This window comes from Nocardia sp. NPDC058058, assembly GCF_042885355.1.
Taxonomy (GTDB): Bacteria; Actinomycetota; Actinomycetes; order Mycobacteriales; family Mycobacteriaceae; genus Nocardia.
In genome coordinates this window covers 1,402,503-1,421,410 of sequence record NZ_JBHVSA010000001.1, presented here as the reverse complement: position 1 = coordinate 1,421,410, position 18,908 = coordinate 1,402,503, and the positions used below count along the sequence as shown (strand labels likewise).

Below are 18,908 nucleotides of genomic sequence, written 5' to 3'. Positions count from 1 at the left end.
TCTCACGCCTTCGCGGGCAGGTCGAGGGTGAACGCGCCGCTGTTCGCGAGCGTGGTGAGGAATTCGGTGGCGTCGAAAGCCTCGGCGGGACTGGCCACTCCGGCCTTGGCCGCGCCTCCGGCGAGCCGGACCGCCGCCTCCACCGACGCCAGTGCCGCGGCTCGCCACAGATCGCGGCCCCGGAGATTTCCGGCGGCCGATCCCGGCCCGGCCAATACCTGTGCGGTGATGGTGAATTCGCTGTCGGCGCGGGCCTCGGCCGCCACGTGTTCGCTGGCGAAGGCCTGGTCCTCGGCGAAGGTGGCGGCGGTGAGCTGTGCCTCCACCGCGCGGGTGCGGGTGTGCCGGGGGACGGTGACGGTTTCGGGGAAGGGCACCGGCGCGATCATCGGTCGCGGCCCCACCGGCGGCGGGAAGGCGAATATCGCGCTGCGCGGCTCCACGAATCCGTATTGCTGCTGTCCGTCGAAAAATCCGATCCGGTCGGTATCCGCGAAAAGCAGGCGCGCGGTTTCCACCGCACCGTGCGTCATCATCCAATTGCTCACCGCGTACGCCACGGTGATGCGGTCGATATCCGGGATATCCCGCGCCACCGCGCCCGCGAGCAGATCACCCAGTCCGCCATAGAAACTCACGCTGGGCAGCAGGGTGACCCCGGCCCGCTGCGCGCGGTCGGGAAAATCGTCGAACAAGCGCTTGACGTGATGCACCTCGACCGCGTGATCGACATAGTGACAACCACCCTCGACCGCGGCCGTGGCGAGTGGGAGTCCGGTGCTGGTGAATGGTCCGGCGCAGTGAATGAGCACGTCGGCGGCCTCGGCCAGGGCGCGCAGGGCGGCGGGGTCGTCCACCGCGGCGGGCATGGCGCGGGTCGCTTCGAGCGTGGCCAGTGCGCCCGAATCCCGCCCGGAGACAATGACATCGGCGCCCCGGGCGAGTAGTTCGGCGGAAACCAGGCGACCGGTATGGCCGGTGGCCCCATAAACGGCAAATACAGTCATGAAGATCAACTCTTTACGCTGCTGGGCAAATGCGAATCTGCCCATCGAGCGTAGGCCCGCCCACCGACAAGTTCGGTTGTGCCGCATTCTCGTTCGGCCGTGCGAGCCCGCGGTCCGCCGTTGATCCGGGGCGGGCCGCGATCGAATTCGTTTCGAGCGTTTCGGTTCAGGCGATATCGCGCCGGCGGCTGCCGGCGTCCGCGCCGTCGAACATCACTTCTTCCCACCAGGACGCCAGTGGACTGGGTTCGGGCCAACAGGCGTCCGCGCCGCTGCGGGTCTTCTGGGTCGTATCGTCGAGATCGAGTTGCGGGGTGTTCGCTTTCCTGCTCACGCTGGGTTGCTCCTGCGTTCTGCGCGTTATGACTGCCGAGGACAGTTGGGCAAAGCAGCCATTCCCGTTTTGGTCGAGTTGAAACAAACCCCAGGTTAGGCGCTATCGCTGCGGTTCACCGGGTTTCGGCGCGGCTGGCCGAAAATTACTTGGCCCGAGACCCATTCGACACGCGATACTGCCGCCATGCCGACCTTCGCCGATTTCGACCGCCGCAACTACCCGACCGTCGGGGTGGCCACCGGATATGACGGTTGGGCGCCGACCTACGACCGCACCGTCATGGACGAGATGGATCTGGCGCTGCTGGATCGGGTGCGGGTGCACTGGAGCGGGCGGGCCGTGGATCTGGGCTGCGGAACCGGGCGCACCGGGGGCTGGCTGCGCGCGCACGGCATCACCCATATCGACGGTGTCGACCTGAGTGCGGGCATGCTCGCCCGCGCGCGTGAGCGCGGCGCGCACACCACGCTCACGCAGGGCGATGTGCGCGAGACCGGATTACCCGGCGGCGCTTACGATCTGGTCGTCTCCTCGCTGATCGATGAGCACCTGCCCGAGTTGACGCCCTTCTACGCCGAGGCGCGCCGGCTCGCGGCTCCCGGCGCGAGGTTCGTGCTGGTCGCCTATCACCCGCAATTCATGATGGTGACCGGTATGCCCACCCACTACACGCCCGAATCCGGTGCGCCCGTTGCCATCAGCACGCATCTGCACATGTTCGGTGAGCATGTCGCCGCGGGCGTGGCGGCCGGATGGCGGTTGACCGAGGTCGCCGAGGCGGTGGTGGACGACGCCTGGCTGACGCGCAAACCCAAATGGACCGAACTGCGCGGTCATCCATTCACTATGGCGCTGGTGTGGACGCTGGACCGACCCCGGGCGCGACCGGCGTGACGCCCACCGCGGCGGCGATGAACCGCCACAGCCCCTCGGTCGCGTCCTCGACCGCGGGTCTGGGGTGGCGGCGCAGCTGTTCGGCGATACCGTGCCGCAGCGCGCCCATCACGCAGGCCCCGGCCAGTTCCGGATCGATGCTCGGGTCCAGTTCGCCCGATTCCTGACCCGAACGGATATTGCGGCCCGCCGATTCGATGATGCGCGCCAGCGTGGCGGCCTCCACCTCGGCGACCTCGGGTTCGGTGCTGATCCGGCCCAGCAGCAGCTCGGACAGTGGATCGGCGAAGTGATAGGCCACGAAATTGCGGGTGCGGGCGCGTTCGCGCGCACCCCAGCCGAGCTCATCGGCGATGGTGTCATCGGCGATGGCGGCCACCAGTCCGGCGTGGAATTCCTCGTAGATCGCCACCAGCAGACCGGCTTTGGAGCCGAAGTGGTGATAGAGCGCCCCGGTGCTCAAACCGGATCGCCGTTTGAGCGCGTTCAGATCCACCACGCCATTGGCGGCCACCAGCTCCGCGCGGGCGGCATCGAGAAGTTGTTGACGTCCCAGGGGAGCCCGTGCCATGCTCCGAAGCATAACAGAACTCAGTTATGTTAAACGGAGGTACGCAGTGAGCGCCGAAGTCTCATCCGTCACCGATCTGGCCGGTGACCTGGCCGGAAAGTACCGCCGGACGGAAAGCAGCGGCGGCACCGTCGACCCGGCCGTGGTGGACGCCGACCTGGCCGCCGTCCTGCGCGACGGGTACGTGATCCTGCCGGATCTGCTCAGCGCCGATGAGTTGGCGGCCATCCACGATGACGTCGACTCGCTGCTGAACCTCAAGGGCCGCAACAACTTCGAAGGCCATGCCACCCAGCGCATCTACAGTGTGCTGAACAAGACCCGCAGCTGCGACCGCCTGGCCGCCCATCCCCGGGTGCTCGCCCTGCTCGATCGCCTGCTGATGCCGAACTATCTGCTGTCCATGCTCCAGGTCATCAATATCCTGCCCGGTGAATCCGCTCAGATGCTGCACACCGATGACGGCTTCTACCCGCTGCCGCGGCCCCGCAAAGCCCTCAGCGCCGCCACCATCTGGGCCATCGACGAATTCACCGACAGCAATGGCGCGACCGAGATCGTGCCCGGCAGCCAGGAGTGGGGAGCTGAACTACCGCAATCGGATTCGGAACGCCGCCCGGTGGTCATGTCCCCGGGATCCTGCGTCTTCTTCCTCGGCACGCTCTGGCACGGCGGCGGCCCGAACCGGTCCACCGGCCCGCGCATGGCGGTCACCGCCCAGTACTGCGAACCTTGGCTCCGGCCACAGGAAGCCTTCACCCTGTCCACCCCGCACCACATCGCGCGCACGGTGAACGAGGACATCCGCCGCATGCTCGGCTACAGCATCCATCCGCCCTTCATCGGCCAGGTCGACGGCATGCACCCCAAACGACTGCTGGAGGCTCCGGAATAGTCCGAGGTCAACCGCCCGCTGTCGGTTCGGGGAGCAGGGCGTACGCCTGTAGTGCGATGCCGAGGGCGGTCGCATCGGCCGGATCGGTGAGCGAGCGTTCGGTGAGTTCCTCGATGCGGCGCAGCCGGTACCGGACCGAATTGGCGTGCAGGAAGAGGCGACTGCCGGTGTCGGCGGCGGATCCGTGTGCGGCATACCAGGTTTCGAGGGTTTCGAGCAGGCGGTGCCGCTCCTCGTACGGCAGCGCCAGGATCGAGCCCAGTTCCACCCGGACCATGCGGGCGGCCTCGACGGGGGCCGCGGCGATCAGCATGGCCAGGGGATTATCGTCGAAACGCGCTACGCCGGACGCGCGTCCGCGCAGACCGGTCAGCGCCAGCCGGGCGAAATGCAGTGCCTGCGGGGTCTCCGGCAGTGATTCGTACGGCGGGCTGATGCCCACCCGGGCGTGATGTTTGCGCAGTGCTTTGAGCGCGGCGCTCTCTCGGTCGGCGGGTACCGCCAGCACGCCGATCTGCTGATCCGGGAGCAGTCGCCAGGCCGAGGTGACCCCGAGTGTCCGGAGTGCGGATTCGATGCCGGGCAAGGCTTCCCGGCCGGGGGCGGGGACATCGGCGGCGGCGACAAGATAGCTCCCGGTGGCGGGGAGTCCGAGAATGCGGGTCGTCTCGCCGAGGGTGGCCGGATCCGCGATCACGCCGGTGAACAGGGCCTCGACCAGTACCGAGCGCTCATGCTCGCGTTGTAGCAGTAGCTCCGAGGACATTTCGCGATAGGCGGTCGCCACCGCCACCGCGTACTCACCGGACAGCGCCCAGACCTCGGCGGCAACGGCCACCAGCATGGCATCGGTGACGCCCGGGTGCCGGTGCGCCTCGGAAACCAGTTCGGACCAGAGGAATTCGAAGCCGATGCGGAAGGCGTGCAGGGTTTCCGCCAGCGGGACGCCCTGCTGGGCGCGCAGTCGTCCGGTCTCCTTCGGCGGCTCCGGATCCACCGGGATGGTGGAGGTGAAGTGCCGGATCATCAGCGTCAGATTGCGGGTGCAGGAGATGCGAATGGAATCGAACGGCACCTGCGCGGCATTGCGATAGGACTCGAGCTCTCGCTGGAACCGCTGTGCCAGCGCCAACCCGAGATCGTCGATGCGTTCCAGGAGTGCGTCGGCCACTTCGATAATCGCCGCGGGCGGCACTGTTCCGTTTGTCTCGGGCGGCACTGCTCTGATCGTCTCGGACGGTACTGTTCTGATTGTCTCGGAAGGTACTGCGCGCGGCATCGTCCCAGCTTACCGCCGGTGTGATTGTCGGTCGGAACAAATGCCCGACGGCGATGTTGTTCGCGCACCCATGGGCTCGGCGGTCGCACACTGCGAGGATCGTCCGCGACCTGACGATTGCGAGGAGCGGCCCGTGTTCACCTTCACCAGCGGCGACGGCGTGAAAATCCATGTGCGCGAATGGTTGCCGACCGGAACGCCGGTCGGCATCGTGCAGATCGCGCACGGTATGGGGGAGTACGCCGCGCGCTACGGACACCTGGCCGAACGGCTCACCGCGCACGGGTACGCGGTGTACGCCAACGATCATCGCGGACACGGGCACAGCATGGCGGGCGCACCGGGCGACCTCGGTGCGGACGGCTGGAATCTGCTGGTGAACGACCTGGTCACGCTCACCGGGCTGCTGCGGGAGCGGCATACCGGGGTGCCGCTCGTGCTGTTCGGGCACAGTCTCGGTTCCTTCGCGGTGCAGCAGTACATTCTGGACCATTCCGCGCTGGTCGACGATGTGGTGTTGTGCGGCAGCACAGCGGTCGACGGACTCTTCGAGGTCATCGCCGCGGCGGGCGGTGAGCTGCTGGAGCTGTTCAACGCGGAGTTCCAGCCCGTGCGAACCGCCGCGGATTGGCTCAGCCGCGACGAGGCGCAGGTGGACGCCTATATCGCGCATCCCTGGTGCGGGTTCGAGATCGATCCCGCCAATATGGGAGCGCTGGCCGAGGTTGCGGCGCAACGGCTTTCGGACCCGAAAACCGTACCGACCGATCTGCCGGTGTATGTCATGGTCGGCGACCGCGATCCGCTCAATGCCGGTCTGCGGCTCAGCGATCTGCTCGTGGAACGGTATCGCGCGGCCGGGCTGACCGATCTCACCTATCGGATATATCCGGGCGCGCGGCACGAAATCCTCAATGAGATCAATCGCGAGGAAGTCGAATCCGATCTTCTCGCCTGGCTCCTGCGCGGCGACACGACGCCGACACGCTGACGACGCGCTGACCGGGTCACATTGCCTCGTTTGGCGCGAGCGCGGTCGGGCATTCCTGGGAGGTTGGGGAATCGACCAGCCGAAGGAGAACCCCTCGATGAGTCACCAAGCGAGCTATTCGAACACCACCGGAGCGCGCACCGGAGAATCCATCCTCGATACCGTCAACGGTCCGGGCCTGGCCCTGCTGCTTTTCGGAATTCTCATCCTCGGATCAACGCTGAGCGCCGCCGACTCCGGCTTCGACGGCTGGTCCCTGACCGGTGTGCTCACCAGCGCGTTGTGCCTGGCCACGGGCGCGGCGGTGGTGCGCATCGAACATCACCGCGCGCGCGTGGGCAATTCGATCAGCGTCCTGCGAAACGGCTCACGAGGAATAGCAGAATAACCGCGCCGCCCAGGCAGGTGAAGAAGCTGAACCACAATCCGCCGCCGTGCACATCCACCCCGAGTATCTTCAGCAGGAATCCGCCCAGCAAACCACCGATAACGCCGACCACGATATTGAGCATGATGCCCTGCTGAGCATCGGTCTTCATCAATTTACTGGCAATCCACCCGGCCAGACCACCGATAATGATCCAACCCAGAATTCCGAGACCTAGCATGGGATGTTCTCCTATCCGAGTCCGGACGACCGCTCGGCAGCGCCTTTGAACGGTCGGTATTGATCGATAGTAACTGTCCAGCAATCCAAATAGCCGAATAACGCGGCGGCCATACCCGGTACGGGTGCGGCCGCCGTCCGTTTGCTTCCGGGTGGACGCGCTGGCGTCGACTGTCCGCACCGTGGCGTCGGATGTACCCCGGTGCCCGCCCGCACCGCTCCTAGATTCGGTGACATGATCAAGCCCGTCGAACAAGCCCCGCTCCTGGACGAAGTGCGCAAGCGCATGGGCCGGGTGCCCAATATGACCAAGGTGATGGCGAATTCGCCCGCCGTACTCGAGGGCTATCTGGGTCTGGCCGGAGCGCTCAAGCACGGCGCACTGCCCGCCCCGACCTCCGAACGCATCGCCCTCGCGGTCGGCGCGGCCAATGACTGCGGGTATTGCGTTGCCGCGCACACCTTCACGGGTACCCGCGTCGCCAAGCTCACCGCCGCCGAAATCGAAGCCGCCAAGGCGGGCACCTCCGCCGATGCCAAAGAGGCCGCCGCCGTGGCCTTCGCCCGCGATCTCACCCGAAGCCGGGGGCAAGCCGATCCGAGAGCCGCGCTGGCGGCGGGCTGGACCGAGGAACAGATCCTGGAGATCATCGCCCTGGTGGCGCTGCAAACCCTGACCAACTACGTCAACAAGGTCGCGGACACCGAGAACGACTGGCCCGCTCCCTGATTCGAGCATATCGGCGCTGAGCGGGGCGGATCGTCGTGCACGACCCGCCCGGCGGCGCTCGCGGCGACGGTCCTGGGCGAACATCGATCGCGGTGACTCTACGATTCAGCTACGTGGAATCGGGAGGCGGACATATGCGCATCGAAACGGATGGGACCAGCGCACTGGTGCCCTGGACCGTCGCCGCCTGGGGCCTGATCGCCGCAATCCTCACGGCCCCGTTCTCGGCGGCCATCATCGGCATCGCCTACCGCTTCCCGATTCCGTTCGGCGACAAGGCCACCGGACTCGCCGACGCGCTGAACGCGGCCGCGGCCTCGGTCTACTACCTGGTGATGGGCGAGGGGTTCGTGCTGGCCGCGCTCGGCGGCCTGGCGGGCTACTTCATCGCCCAGGCACTGCGCCCCCGCCTGATCTTCTCCCTGGTTTGCGCCGTCGCGGCCGCGTTCGGCATCTCGCTGCTCGCGGCCCTGACACTGGCCATGCTCGCCTAGCTCTTCCTCGATCAGGACATGATCAGCAGCGGCTGGGTTTCGGTTGTGGGGGTGAGGGATTCGACGGCCGCGGTGAGGCGCAGGCGCACATTGGCCAGGTGGCCGGAGAACGAGCGGCGGCCTTCGGCGGCTTCGCGGTCGGTGGTCGACTCGACCATGTTCAACGCGATGGCCCACTGCTGGAGTTGCGCGCTGGCCTCGATCGCCGGGATATCGGGGTCGATGGTGCCGCAGAATTCCGGATCGGTGTCGGTGAAGTGGGCGCAGCAATCCCACATCCATCGCACCCGGGGTAGGGGCCGCCCGGCCGCTTCGGCGGCGTGCGAATTCACCGTCTGGGAGAAGCTCTCTATCGCGGCCATCATCAGCGAGTCGGTCACAGCGGCAAGGGTCTCACCTGGGCGAACCGGTGGGCCGTAACCGGCGGGACTGCGCGTGTCGGGCACCTGCGCCGGGCGGTGTGAGCGGACCGGCACCGGCGCGCGGGCATAACTTCGGGTAGAGATGCCTTGAAGGGAAGGTATGCGCGCGGAGTTTCCCGCGCTGCCGATATTTCCGAATCAGAAAGGCGGCCCCGATGCCCGTCGCACTGTCCCTCCTGGACCTGGCGGTTATCGCGCCCGGTCAGACCGCGCGTGACAGTTTCGGCAACAGCGTGCTGCTGGCCCAGGCCGCGGAACGCAGTGGACATCGGCGGGTCTGGTACGCGGAGCACCACAATATGAAGTCCATCGCCTCGAGCGCGACCAGCGTGCTGATCGGGCACGTGGCCACCCAGACCGAGAGCATTCGGCTCGGCGCGGGCGGGATCATGCTGCCGAATCATTCGCCGCTGGTGATCGCCGAACAGTTCGGGACGCTGGAGGCGCTGTTCCCGGGCCGCATCGATCTCGGTCTCGGGCGTGCGCCCGGCAGTGATCAGGCCACCATGCGGGCGTTGCGCCGCAATCCGTCCTCGGCGGACACCTTCCCGCAGGATGTGCTGGAGTTGCAGGGGTATCTCTCCGGCAATTCGCGCATTCCGGGTATCAATGCCGTACCGCGCGCGGAAGGCATTGTGCCGCTGTACATTCTGGGCTCCTCGCTGTTCGGCGCGCAGTTGGCCGCGCATCTGGGTCTGCCCTATGCCTTCGCCTCGCATTTCGCGCCGGACGCGTTGTACCAGGCCGTCGAGGCGTACCGGGACGGCTTCAAACCCTCCGAGCAGCTCGCCGAACCGTATGTGATGGCGGCCGCGAACGTCTTCGCCGCCGATGATCACGCGCAGGCCCAGGAGCAGAAGCAGATCGCCTACCGGGCGCGGGCGCGCGGCATGCTCCAGCGCGGTGCGGCCGCGCAGGAGTTCTCCGATGAGGAGATCGATCTGTTCCTCAGCACGCCCAATGGCTCGCACCTGGCGAAGATGACCACCTACACCTTCGCGGGCACACCCGCCGAAGTCGTTGCCGGACTGGAGGATTTCGCCGCCGGGATCGGCGCGGACGAACTCATCCTGGCCCACCACGCCACCAAGATCGAAGACCGGGTGCGCTCGGTGGAGCTCACCGGGCAGACCATGGCAGCGCGCGAACCGGTCGCCAAGTAGGACCTCAGGGTCGTGTCGCCGCGGTGAGGCGCTGCCCGAAGAAGGCGAGAATCTCATCGCGGGCGGCGACGGTCGGCTGTCCCGCCTCGTCGATGAGATGGGCGGTGACGACGCTGTGCGGGGTATCCACGTGCACCGAGAAGAACGGGGCCGTATCGGTATTGGCGGCCGCGTCGGGTAGCACGGTGCCGATGAACCGGTCGCCCAGCGCGTCCTGATACGCCGCGAAACGCTGTGCGCGGCAGAACTTATCGCCCGCGAAGCGATACGCCAGCACGGTGAGGTCATCGCGGTCGAGCCGATCCCGCACCGCCGCGAGCTCCTCGGGCGCGATCTCCAATCCGGCCGGATCATTCAGCGGCAGCGTGGGTTGCGACAGCACCGGCGCGAGCACGGACGGCTCCAGCATCATGGTGAGCGCGAAATTCCCGGTGAAGCACATGCCGATCGCGCCGACGCCCGGACCGCCGGATTCGGCGTGCGCCAACCGCGCCAGCGCGCGCAACCAGCCGGTGACCGGACTGGATTCGCCGGCGGCGAACGCGCGGAATTCCGCACTCACGCACGCCTTGCGGAAGACCCGCATGCCCTCGTCCGCACTCGCGACCACACCGTCCCGGCCGAACAGCGACGGCATATACACGGTGAATCCGGCATCGCGGACCCAGCGTGCGAAGCGCGCCACGTGCGGGCTGATGCCCGGCATCTCGGTCATCACGATCACCGCCGGGCCGGTGCCCGCGAGATAGACCCGCTTACTGACGTTTTCGAGGGTGATCTCACGAATGGTGAAGTCCGCCAGCGCATCATCGGCGGACATATCCTGCTGGGTCATCTCAGAACTCCTGATTTCCCGCCGCGAACGCGGTGAGCATGGGTAGAAGCAGCATCGAAAGCGCTTGTCGTTGCCGCTCGGCGGGCCAGGCCTCGGGTTCCAACACGGTCCGGCACCCGACGCCGTCGACGGCCGCGAGCACCGCGTCCGCGCAGGCGATCGCCTCCGCGCGAGTCGGCGGCGTCGTCCGCAGCGTCGACACCCGGTCGGCGATGCGCTCGACGATCGCGGAGTAGTACCGCCGATGCACCGCGCGCAATCGGTCATCGGTCATGGCCCGTGCCCAGAAGGCCAGCCACACCCGCCATTCGCCGAGGCTTTCGGCGTTCAGGGGCAGATAGCTCGCGGAGATATCGATACAGGCCCGGACATCGGCGGGGGAGTCGGTATCGGGCCGTTCGAGCACCCGCCGCACCACCTCTTCGAGCGCGGCCTCGAGTACCGCGTCCTTCCCGTCGAAATAGTGCGTGACCGCGCCCGTGGTGACATTCGCGGCGGCGGCGACATCGCGCAATCGCGTCCCGTCGATTCCGGCGGCCCCGATCACCGAGACCGCCGCGGCGGCGATGGTCCGGCGCTGCCGCACCGCGTCGACCTGTTTTGGCATAACGGTGATTATGTATCAGTTGATCGTTCTTGCCAACCGGTCCGGGTGATCCGGAATCGGAGCCGGGCCGGGTAGGCTCAGCCGCGATCCCGGCGTGCGTTCCCGCCACGGCGACAAGGAGTTTGGTGATGACGATGCGATTCCCCGCCGTATCCTCGGTCCTCGGCGCGGCGATTCTCACCCTCGCCTCGGCATTCGCCGCCCCGCCCGCCGCGGCCGATTCCGGCACCACCTGGCTGTGCCGTCCCGGCCAGGCCGCGGACCCGTGCGGTGGTCGCTCGGGTGCGCCGATCGACTGTTTCTACGTCTACCCGACCGCCTCGCTCGAACAGTCGACGAACGCGGACTTCGCGACCTCGGCGGAACTGCGGGCGGTCGCGGGCATGCAGGCGAGGCCCTTCGACGCCGACTGCGATGTGTGGGCCCCGGTGTACCGCCAGGTGACGCTCAAAGCGCTGTTCAACCCGACCGCCGAAGGCGTCGCCGCCGCACGGGATCTCGCGTACCAGGATGTGGTGAACGCGTGGAACGACTACCTGGCCAACCACAATGGCGGCCGCGGTGTGGTGCTCATCAGCCATTCCCAGGGCACCCGCATGCTGCGCTCGCTCATCCGCAATGAGATCGACGGCAAACCGGCACAGTCCCAATTGGTTTCGGCCCTGCTGCTCGGCGGCGACGTGCTGGTCCCGAAGGGCGCGAAGGTCGGCGGCGATTTCCCGACCGTCCCGGCGTGCACCGAGGTGGCGCAGACCGGCTGTGTCATCGCCTACTCGTCCTACACCCGCACGCCCCCGTCGAACACCCGCTTCGGCCGCTCGCCCGCGACCCCGGACGTCTCCGAGGTGCGCGGCACGCTGCCCTACGGCCCCGGCTACGACGTGCTCTGCACGAATCCGGCGTCGTTGCGGGACAACGCCGATGCCCCGATCCACGCGGTGGTCGCGGGCCGTGAGATCGATACCCTGCACGCCCGCTGCACCACCGGCGACGGCGCGCACGTCCTGCTGGTCGAGGGCCCCGGCGCGGCGCTGCTGCCCGCGCTCCCGGATCAGACCTGGGGCACCCATCTGCTCGATACCAATCTCGCGCAACAGGATCTGGTGGATCTGGTGGCGGCGCAGAGCCTGGCCTATCGGGGTCGCTGAGCGTTCGGCCCGGTTGGCGTATCGGGGCCGCATACTGGCGTGTTCTGCGCCCGGGGGAGGCCGTCGAATCGTTCTAGATTCGAAGGCCCACCCCTTGGAGCAGGAGTCGTACCAATGCCGTTCGTGCGCATCACCATTGCCGATCCGGATCTGGCACCGGACACCCAGGCCGGCCTGGCCGCCGATATCACCGCCCTGCTGGAGAAAGATCTCCTCAAGGAGCCCGAGGTGACCGTCGTACACCTGAACCTGGTTCCGGCCGATCGCTGGTTCGTCGGCGCGACCCGGCCCACCGGGGTCACCGGCGCACACCTCGAGGTCAGTATCACCGCCGGTACCAACACATCCCAGGAGAAGGCCGCCTTCATCGACCACGCCTACGACGCGTTGAACACCCGGCTGGGCGCACTGCCCGGCGCGGCCTACGTGGCGCTCTACGAACTCGACGGTGAGAGCTACGGCTACAACGGCATCACCCAGCTGGCCCGCCGCCGCATCGACCCCACCGAAAAAGACTGAGCGGCGGCGCTTTCCGCAACGCGGACGGCTTGAGCGTGTACGCGGGTTACGCGCTCAGCACCCGGGGCGGCGGCAGGTGGGGGAGCGGCAGGCTGTAGAGCCAGCCGTCCCACAGCGGTCGCAGCGGGGTCGAGCTGTAATGGCCTGCCAGATCGGTGAATTCATCGGTGGTCACCGATGAATGCCGATAGCGGGTGGTCCACTCGCGCAGCAGGTTGAAGAACTTCGGATCGCCCAGGTGCAGGCGCAGCGCGTGCAGGGCCAGCGCGCCACGCTTGTAGACGCGATCGTCGAACATGCGGGTGGGCCCCGGATCGCCGATCAGGATGTCCTGCGGATGCCGCGAGAGCATGTGATGGGCCGAGCGGGCCAGCTGATCCGCGCTCTGCCCGCCCGAGGCCTCGGACCAGATCCATTCGGCGTAGCAGGCGAAACCCTCGTGCAGCCAGATATCGCGCCACTGCCGCAGGGTGAGGCTGTTGCCGAACCACTGGTGCGCGAGTTCGTGCGCGACAAGGCGTTCCGAGCCGCGATGGCCGTCGCAGTGGTTCGCGCCGAACACCGATATGCCCTGCGCCTCGATCGGGATCTCCAACTCGTCATCGGTGATGACGACGGTGTAGCCGTCGAACGGGTACGGCCCGAACCGATCGGTGAAGACCTCCATCATGTGCGGCTGCCGCGCGAAATCATGATCGAAGGCGGCGCGCAGCCGGACCGGGAGCACCGCCTGCATGGGGACCGCACCGCGCGGGGCCTCCAGGCGGTGTTTGCGATAGGGCCCGATCTGGATGGTGGCCAGATAGGTGGCCATCGGCTCGGTCTGTTCGTACACCCAGGTGGTCTGGCTGGCCTTGGTCTGCTTGCGCATCAGGGTGCCATTGGCCAGCGCGTAGTACGGGGTGTCGGTGGTGATCGAAATCCGGTAGGACGCTTTGGAACTCGGATGGTCGTCACACGGGTACCAGGACGCCGCGCCATTGGGCTGACTGGCCACCAGCGCACCCTCGGTGAGTTCCTCCCAGCCGACCTCACCCCACGGCCCGCGCACCGGCTTGGGCACGCCGGTGTACTGGATGACCAGCGCCAGCACGCCCCCGGCGGGAATCCGCTGTGCGGGCGTGATCACCAATTTGCCTTGCTGGTGCGCGTATTTCGCGGCCCGGGTGCCATTGACGAACACCTTGGACACGGCCAGCGCCTGGGACAGGTCCAGTGCGAACCGTTCCCGTACCTCGGTGGTGACCGCGGTGATCTCCGCGCGCCCGCTGAGCCGGTTGCTGGCTACCTTGTAGATCAGCTCCAGCTCATACCTGGACACCCGGTAGCCGCGATTACCGTTCTGCGGCAGGTAATCATCGATGGGCTCATCGGCGAACTTGTTCGGCATCACTCGGCCGCTCCGGTGTTCGGCCACGGCGCGATGGGGTTGCCCCACCATCTCGTGGACGGCGGCACGGTATCCCCGCGCATCACCAGCGACGCGGGTCCGACCGTCGCGCCCGCACCGATTCCGGAGGCGGGCAGTGCCACGCAGTGCGGGCCCAAAGTGGCTCCCGCGCCGAGGGTTACGGTGTCCATGGCCATGATTCGATCGTGGAACAGATGGGTCTGCACCACGCAGCCGCGCTCGACGGTCGCGCCGTCACCGAGAGTCACCAGGTCAGCCTCCGGAAGCCAATAGGACTCGCACCATACCCCGCGCCCGATCTTCGCGCCGAGTCCGCGCAGCCACAGATTCAGTACCGGCGTACCCGTTGCGGCGCGCGCGAACCATGGTGCGGCAACATGTTCCACGAATGTGTCCGCGACTTCATTGCGCCATACGAACGAGCTCCACAGCGGATGCTCCTCGGTGCCGATTCGCCCGACCAGCAACCATTTGGCGATGACCGAGGTCACGCCCGCGACCGCACCGGCGGCCAGCAGTACCAGCCCGCTCAGCAGCGCCGTGCCTAGGTGCCCGATCTCCTGGGCAAGCCAGGCCAGGGTGAACAGCACGCCCAGCCCGATGGCGAAGGTCACCAGCACCGGAATCAGGCGGCAGGTCTCGACGATGCCGCGCGCCACCCGCAGCCGCCAGGACGGATCGAAAGTGCGTGCGGTATCGGAGGTTCCGGCCGTACGGCGCAGGCGCACCGGCGGACTGCCCAGCCAGGACGAACCCGCCTTGGCCTTGGACGGCGCGGCCGAGAGCACCGCGACCAGCCCGTTCTTGGGCACCCGGCGGCCGGGCGCGGTCATACCGGAATTGCCGAGGAACGCGCGCTTGCCGACCTTGGCCTCACCGATATGCAGCCAGCCGCCGCCGAGTTCGTAACTGGCGATCATGGTGTCATCGGCCAGGAACGCGCCGTCGGCAACCGTGGTGAACTTGGGCAGCAACAGCACCGTGGACGCCTCCACGTGCTTGCCGACCTTCGCGCCGAGCAGGCGCAGCCACACCGGGGTCAAAAGGCTTGCGTAGAGCGGGAAAAGGAAGGTGCGCGCCGAATCGAGCAGTCGTTCGGTGGACCACGCCTGCCAGCCCACCCGGCTGCGCACCGGGTGATATCCGGCGGTGAGCCCGATGCTGAACAGCCGCACCGCGATGATCGTCACCGCGGCGTACACGCCCAGGCACAGCAGTGCCGCGACCGGCAGGATGGCGAACGCGCGCCCGAGACCCGCTGTGAGCGTTGCGGTATCGCGAATCCACCAGGCGATGAACGCACCGCCGGAGCCGAGCGCCAGAATCGGCACCGCCGCCAGCGCCATCGAGGTGATGCCGAAGACGGCGACCCAGTGCGCCGCCCGCGCGGGCGTGTTGTCGGGCCAGCCGTGCTGTGCCTTACCGACTTTCACCGCGGGGGACCCGGCCCATGCCTGTTCGGCCTTGACCCGTCCGGAGACCGCCGAGCCCGGCGCGATCTCGGCATTGCGCCCGATCCTGGTGCCGGGCAGCAGAATCGAGCGCGCGCCGACCACCGCGCCCGGGCCGATGCTGATCGGGCCGATGTGCACGGTATCGCCGTCGATCCAGTAGCCCGAGAGATCGACCTCGGGTTCCACACTGCATCCGTCCCCGAGTTCGAGCATGCCGGTCACCGGTGGCAGGGTGTGCAGATCGACGCCCTTGCCGATGCGCGAGCCCAGGGCGCGCGCGAACGGCACCATCCACGGTGCGCCGGATAGATTCTCGGCCCCGCTGGCCTCGGACAGCCGCACGGCCGTCCACAGCCGCAGGTGAACGAGCCCGCCGCGTGGATAGTCGCCCGGCTGCACATTGCTCAGCAGCACCCGGGAACCGGCCACGCACAGCGCCATTCGGCCCGGCGGCGAGATGAACAGCAGGAAGGCGATCAGCGCCCACCACCACGACAGGTGCGGCAGCCACGGCAGCGATCCGTTCCAGGCCGCGATATTGCCGACGATGGCCAGCCAGGTGAGCCATTGCAGACCGGTCAGCGTGGTGAGCGGAATGGTGGCCAGCACCTGGAACAGCTGCGCGGGCAACGGCACCGGCCGCACCACGCGTTCCTGAACGGCCGCGACCGGAGCCCGGGCGTCCAGCATCGCGGCGAGCGCGCCGAGCCGGGGCTGATCGTAGAGATCGGCGACGGTGATTTGCGGATGCCGTTCGCGCAGTCCGGTCACCAGCTGTGCGGCCGCGAGCGAACCACCGCCGAGATCGAAGAAGTCGGCATTGGGATCGGTGACCTCCGCGCCGAGAATCGAATCCCACAGCCCCGCGACCCACTGTTCGGTCGGGGTGAGTCCCGGATCGACCTCGGTCACCTTGGGCAGCGGCCACGGCAGGGCGTCGCGATCGACCTTGCCCGAGGTGCGGGTCGGCATATCCGCGACCACCGCGAGCCGGGGCACCAGCGGGGCGGGCAGCTGTTCGGCGAGAATGGCGCGCGCGGCCTTGATGTCGTAGTCCGCGCCCGGTCCGGTCAGATAGCCGACCAGAATCTTATTGCCCGCCTTGGTGGTTCGAATCGCCGCCGCACCACCGGTCACGCCGGGCAGGTGCTGGAGCGCGTTATCGATCTCACCGAGTTCGACGCGCCGCCCGCCGAGTTTGATCTGATCGTCGGCGCGACCCAGGAACACCAGTCCGGCGCTGTCATTGCGCACCAGATCGCCACTGCGGTAGGCGCGTTCCCAGCCGACCGATTCCAGTGGCGCGTACTTCTCCGCGTCCTTGGCCGGGTCCAGATAGCGGGCCAGGCCGACGCCGCCGATGACCAGCTCCCCGGATTCGCCCTCGGCCACCGGATTTCCGGCGGCGTCGATGACGGTCAGATCCCAGCCGTCCAGCGGCAGGCCGATGCGCACCGGCCAGTCGCCGTTGAGCAGCGCCGCGCACGCCACCACGGTGGCTTCGGTGGGGCCGTAGGTGTTCCAGACCTCACGGTCCGCCGTGCCCGCCAGTCGCTCCGCCAGTTCCGGCGGTACCGCCTCACCGCCGAAGATGAGCAGCCGCACCGAATCCAGCGCCTCGGCGGGCCAGGTGGCGGCCAGCGTCGGCACGGTGGAGACGATGCTGATCTCGCGGCGCACCAGCCACGGACCCAGATCCGCGCCGGTGCGCACCAGCGCGCGCGGTGCGGGCACCAGGCAGGCCCCGTGCCGCCACGCCAGCCACATCTCCTCGCAGGAGGCGTCGAAGGCGACCGAGAGCCCGGCCAGCACCCGGTCGCCGGGGGCGATGGGTTCGGATTGCAGGAACAGCCGCGCCTCGGCGTCGACGAAGGCGGCGGCGTTGAGATGGGTCACCGCAACGCCTTTGGGTGTTCCGGTGGAACCGGAGGTGAAGATGATCCAGGCGTCATCGGCCGGGGTGGGATGTGCGGTCGTACCCGCCGCCACCGCTCCGTCCGCCGATTCCGTTGTCGCGCCGGTGCTTTCGATGCCGTCGCCGGTGACGATGGCGCTCACCTTCGCCTCGCCGAAGACCAGGCGCGCCCGCTCGTCCGGATCATCGGCGTCCACGGGGACATACGCGGCGCCGGCGTGCAGCACGGCGAGGATGGTGATGTAGAGCGCCCGGGTGCCGGACGGCATGCGCACGCCGACGCGGTCTCCGGCGCGCACACCCGCCGCGGCCAGGCGGCCGACCTCGAGATCGATCTCGGTCAGCAACTCCGAATAGCTGAGCACCGCCTCGCCATCGTCGATGGCGGGGGCCTCGGGGAACTCGGCCGCGGTGGCGGCCAGCAGCTCGACCAGCGTCCGGGCAGGTGGCGCCAATGTGGCCCGCAGCAACGGGCTGGCGCCCATCGCCGTATCGACCGGGGACTGCTGCATGGCGTCGTGCCCACCTCTCATAGAACTGTTCAGCGCTTCTGCGTCTGTTGTTTCACACGAGGGTTACCAGCGGGCGAACTCCACGGTGACCAATGGTCCACGGTACTAGGCGAGCGGATTGTCTGGTGTGTGCGGATCGCCCGGGTGCGGTGGGTAAGTTACCCCGGTATGGCTTTCCCATCCGAATTCCTCGCCCTCGCGAAACGCGTGAACAATTGGGGCCGTTGGGGTTCCGACGATCAGATCGGCACGCTCAACCTCATCACCGACAATGTGGTGCGCGCCGCCGCGGCCACGGTGCGCAGCGGGCGGCGCGTCGCGCTGGCGGTACCGCTGAGCCAGCAGGGCATTCAGACCGGCATGATCCGGGGCCGGGTCAATCCGCTGCACAGCATGATCGCGATCAACTGGGAGATGTTCGGCCCGGACACCGTGGCCACCAGCGATGACGTCGTCACCATGGCATTGCAGGCCGGGACCCATTGGGACGCACTGCCACACGTGTCCTACAACGGGCGCATCTACAACAACCGCCCCGCCGACAGCATCACCGCGCACGGCGGCGCGACGTACAGCGCCATCGACAAGGTCCGCCATATCGTCTCGCGCGGGGTGCTGCTGGATGTGGCGGGTGCGCTGGGCCTCGAGCGCCTGCCCGCGGACCACGCGGTCACCCCCGAGGACCTCGAACTCGCCGAGGAATACGGCCGGGTGCGGGTGCGCGCGGGTGATCTGGTGCTCGTTCGCACCGGTCAGATCCGGCTTTTCCTAGCCGGTGACCGGCACGGTTACGGTGTTCCGTCGCCGGGCCTGTCGGTGCGCTGCCCGGAATGGTTTCATGCCCGCGATGTCGCGGCGGTGGCCAATGACACGCTGACCTTCGAGATCTTCCCGCCCGAGATCGAGAATCTGTGGCTGCCCGTGCACGCGCTGCATCTGGTCGAGATGGGCATGCTGCAGGGCCAGAACTGGAATCTGGAGGAGCTGTCCCGGGTCTGTGCCGAGGAGCAGCGCTATGAATTCCTGCTCTCGGCCACCCCGGAGCCGTTCGTCGGCGGCACCGGTGCGCCCGTCGCGCCGATCGCCATTCTCTGAGTCGTGAATGATGCCCTCCCGT

General features: G+C 67.7%; 20 protein-coding genes. 10 read left to right on the top strand and 10 right to left on the bottom strand.

Going from position 1 to position 18,908, the window contains the following annotated elements:
* Positions 1-2: 2 nt before the first annotated feature.
* Positions 3-1,007, bottom strand: a complete 1,005-nt coding sequence (locus tag ACFVUS_RS06575; RefSeq protein ID WP_387762165.1) for a saccharopine dehydrogenase NADP-binding domain-containing protein — start codon at positions 1,005-1,007, stop codon at positions 3-5.
* Positions 1,008-1,173: 166 nt separating this feature from the next.
* Positions 1,174-1,341, bottom strand: coding sequence for a hypothetical protein (locus tag ACFVUS_RS06570; RefSeq protein WP_387762164.1), 168 nt, complete (start codon positions 1,339-1,341; stop codon positions 1,174-1,176).
* Between the two features lie 186 nt (positions 1,342-1,527).
* Between ACFVUS_RS06570 and ACFVUS_RS06565 the strand changes: the two genes are divergently transcribed.
* Positions 1,528-2,238: a class I SAM-dependent DNA methyltransferase gene (locus ACFVUS_RS06565; protein WP_387762163.1), complete on the top strand. Its 711-nt coding sequence runs from the start codon at positions 1,528-1,530 to the stop codon at positions 2,236-2,238.
* On the opposite strand, the gene ACFVUS_RS06560 is transcribed toward ACFVUS_RS06565, so the two are convergent.
* Positions 2,189-2,809 carry a TetR/AcrR family transcriptional regulator gene (locus ACFVUS_RS06560; protein WP_387762162.1) on the bottom strand — a complete coding sequence of 207 codons (621 nt, stop codon included), beginning with the start codon at positions 2,807-2,809 and terminating at the stop codon, positions 2,189-2,191. The two genes, ACFVUS_RS06565 and ACFVUS_RS06560, sit on opposite strands and share 50 nt — an antisense overlap.
* A gap of 46 nt (positions 2,810-2,855) precedes the next feature.
* Between ACFVUS_RS06560 and ACFVUS_RS06555 the strand changes: the two genes are divergently transcribed.
* Positions 2,856-3,704, top strand: coding sequence for a phytanoyl-CoA dioxygenase family protein (locus ACFVUS_RS06555; protein ID WP_387762161.1), 849 nt, complete (start codon positions 2,856-2,858; stop codon positions 3,702-3,704).
* A gap of 7 nt (positions 3,705-3,711) precedes the next feature.
* Here ACFVUS_RS06555 and ACFVUS_RS06550 read toward each other — a convergent pair whose 3' ends face one another.
* A complete protein-coding gene (locus ACFVUS_RS06550; protein WP_387762160.1) occupies positions 3,712-4,923 on the bottom strand; it encodes a PucR family transcriptional regulator in 1,212 nt (403 codons plus the stop codon).
* 193 nt (positions 4,924-5,116) lie between these two features.
* Between ACFVUS_RS06550 and ACFVUS_RS06545 the strand changes: the two genes are divergently transcribed.
* Both ACFVUS_RS06545 and ACFVUS_RS06540 read left to right on the top strand, forming a co-directional pair.
* The gene (locus ACFVUS_RS06545) at positions 5,117-5,974 is read left to right on the top strand and encodes an alpha/beta fold hydrolase (protein ID WP_387762159.1); all 858 of its coding nucleotides are present in this window, start codon (positions 5,117-5,119) and stop codon (positions 5,972-5,974) included.
* A gap of 97 nt (positions 5,975-6,071) precedes the next feature.
* Entirely contained in the window at positions 6,072-6,362 is a 291-nt protein-coding gene (locus ACFVUS_RS06540) for a hypothetical protein (RefSeq protein ID WP_387762158.1), read from the top strand.
* On the opposite strand, the gene ACFVUS_RS06535 is transcribed toward ACFVUS_RS06540, so the two are convergent.
* Positions 6,322-6,582 carry a GlsB/YeaQ/YmgE family stress response membrane protein gene (locus tag ACFVUS_RS06535; protein ID WP_387762157.1) on the bottom strand — a complete coding sequence of 87 codons (261 nt, stop codon included), beginning with the start codon at positions 6,580-6,582 and terminating at the stop codon, positions 6,322-6,324. The genes ACFVUS_RS06540 and ACFVUS_RS06535 overlap by 41 nt on opposite strands.
* 234 nt (positions 6,583-6,816) lie before the next feature.
* On the opposite strand from ACFVUS_RS06535, the gene ACFVUS_RS06530 reads away from it, so the two are divergent.
* On the top strand, positions 6,817-7,311 hold the full coding sequence (locus tag ACFVUS_RS06530) for a carboxymuconolactone decarboxylase family protein (RefSeq protein ID WP_387762156.1): 495 nt from the start codon (positions 6,817-6,819) through the stop codon (positions 7,309-7,311).
* 134 nt (positions 7,312-7,445) lie between these two features.
* Entirely contained in the window at positions 7,446-7,805 is a 360-nt protein-coding gene (locus ACFVUS_RS06525; protein ID WP_387762155.1) for a hypothetical protein, read from the top strand.
* Between the two features lie 11 nt (positions 7,806-7,816).
* Here the strand turns inward: ACFVUS_RS06525 and ACFVUS_RS06520 are convergent, their stop codons facing one another.
* Positions 7,817-8,185, bottom strand: a complete 369-nt coding sequence (locus tag ACFVUS_RS06520; protein WP_364635420.1) for a hypothetical protein — start codon at positions 8,183-8,185, stop codon at positions 7,817-7,819.
* Between the two features lie 197 nt (positions 8,186-8,382).
* Between ACFVUS_RS06520 and ACFVUS_RS06515 the strand changes: the two genes are divergently transcribed.
* On the top strand, positions 8,383-9,390 hold the full coding sequence (locus ACFVUS_RS06515) for an LLM class flavin-dependent oxidoreductase (RefSeq protein WP_387762153.1): 1,008 nt from the start codon (positions 8,383-8,385) through the stop codon (positions 9,388-9,390).
* A gap of 4 nt (positions 9,391-9,394) precedes the next feature.
* Here ACFVUS_RS06515 and ACFVUS_RS06510 read toward each other — a convergent pair whose 3' ends face one another.
* Both ACFVUS_RS06510 and ACFVUS_RS06505 read right to left on the bottom strand, forming a co-directional pair.
* Positions 9,395-10,225: a dienelactone hydrolase family protein gene (locus tag ACFVUS_RS06510; protein ID WP_387762152.1), complete on the bottom strand. Its 831-nt coding sequence runs from the start codon at positions 10,223-10,225 to the stop codon at positions 9,395-9,397.
* A 1-nt stretch (position 10,226) separates the two neighbouring features.
* Complete coding sequence (locus ACFVUS_RS06505) at positions 10,227-10,832, bottom strand: TetR/AcrR family transcriptional regulator (protein WP_387762151.1); 606 nt, start codon at positions 10,830-10,832, stop codon at positions 10,227-10,229.
* 128 nt (positions 10,833-10,960) lie between these two features.
* Here ACFVUS_RS06505 and ACFVUS_RS06500 point away from each other — a divergent pair, with 128 nt between their 5' ends.
* Positions 10,961-11,980 (top strand): DUF3089 domain-containing protein, encoded by a 1,020-nt coding sequence (locus ACFVUS_RS06500; RefSeq protein WP_387762150.1) that lies wholly within the window; start codon positions 10,961-10,963, stop codon positions 11,978-11,980.
* Positions 11,981-12,094: 114 nt separating this feature from the next.
* A complete protein-coding gene (locus ACFVUS_RS06495; RefSeq protein ID WP_387762149.1) occupies positions 12,095-12,499 on the top strand; it encodes a 4-oxalocrotonate tautomerase family protein in 405 nt (134 codons plus the stop codon).
* 46 nt (positions 12,500-12,545) lie between these two features.
* Here the strand turns inward: ACFVUS_RS06495 and ACFVUS_RS06490 are convergent, their stop codons facing one another.
* Together ACFVUS_RS06490 and ACFVUS_RS06485 are read right to left on the bottom strand one after the other, a co-directional pair.
* On the bottom strand, positions 12,546-13,889 hold the full coding sequence (locus ACFVUS_RS06490) for a M1 family metallopeptidase (protein WP_387762148.1): 1,344 nt from the start codon (positions 13,887-13,889) through the stop codon (positions 12,546-12,548).
* Complete coding sequence (locus tag ACFVUS_RS06485; RefSeq protein WP_387762147.1) at positions 13,889-17,791, bottom strand: Pls/PosA family non-ribosomal peptide synthetase; 3,903 nt, start codon at positions 17,789-17,791, stop codon at positions 13,889-13,891. Before ACFVUS_RS06485 ends, ACFVUS_RS06490 begins: the two co-directional genes overlap by 1 nt.
* Positions 17,792-17,959: 168 nt before the next feature.
* Here ACFVUS_RS06485 and ACFVUS_RS06480 point away from each other — a divergent pair, with 168 nt between their 5' ends.
* Positions 17,960-18,886 (top strand): cyclase family protein, encoded by a 927-nt coding sequence (locus ACFVUS_RS06480; RefSeq protein ID WP_387762146.1) that lies wholly within the window; start codon positions 17,960-17,962, stop codon positions 18,884-18,886.
* Positions 18,887-18,908 lie beyond the last annotated feature (22 nt).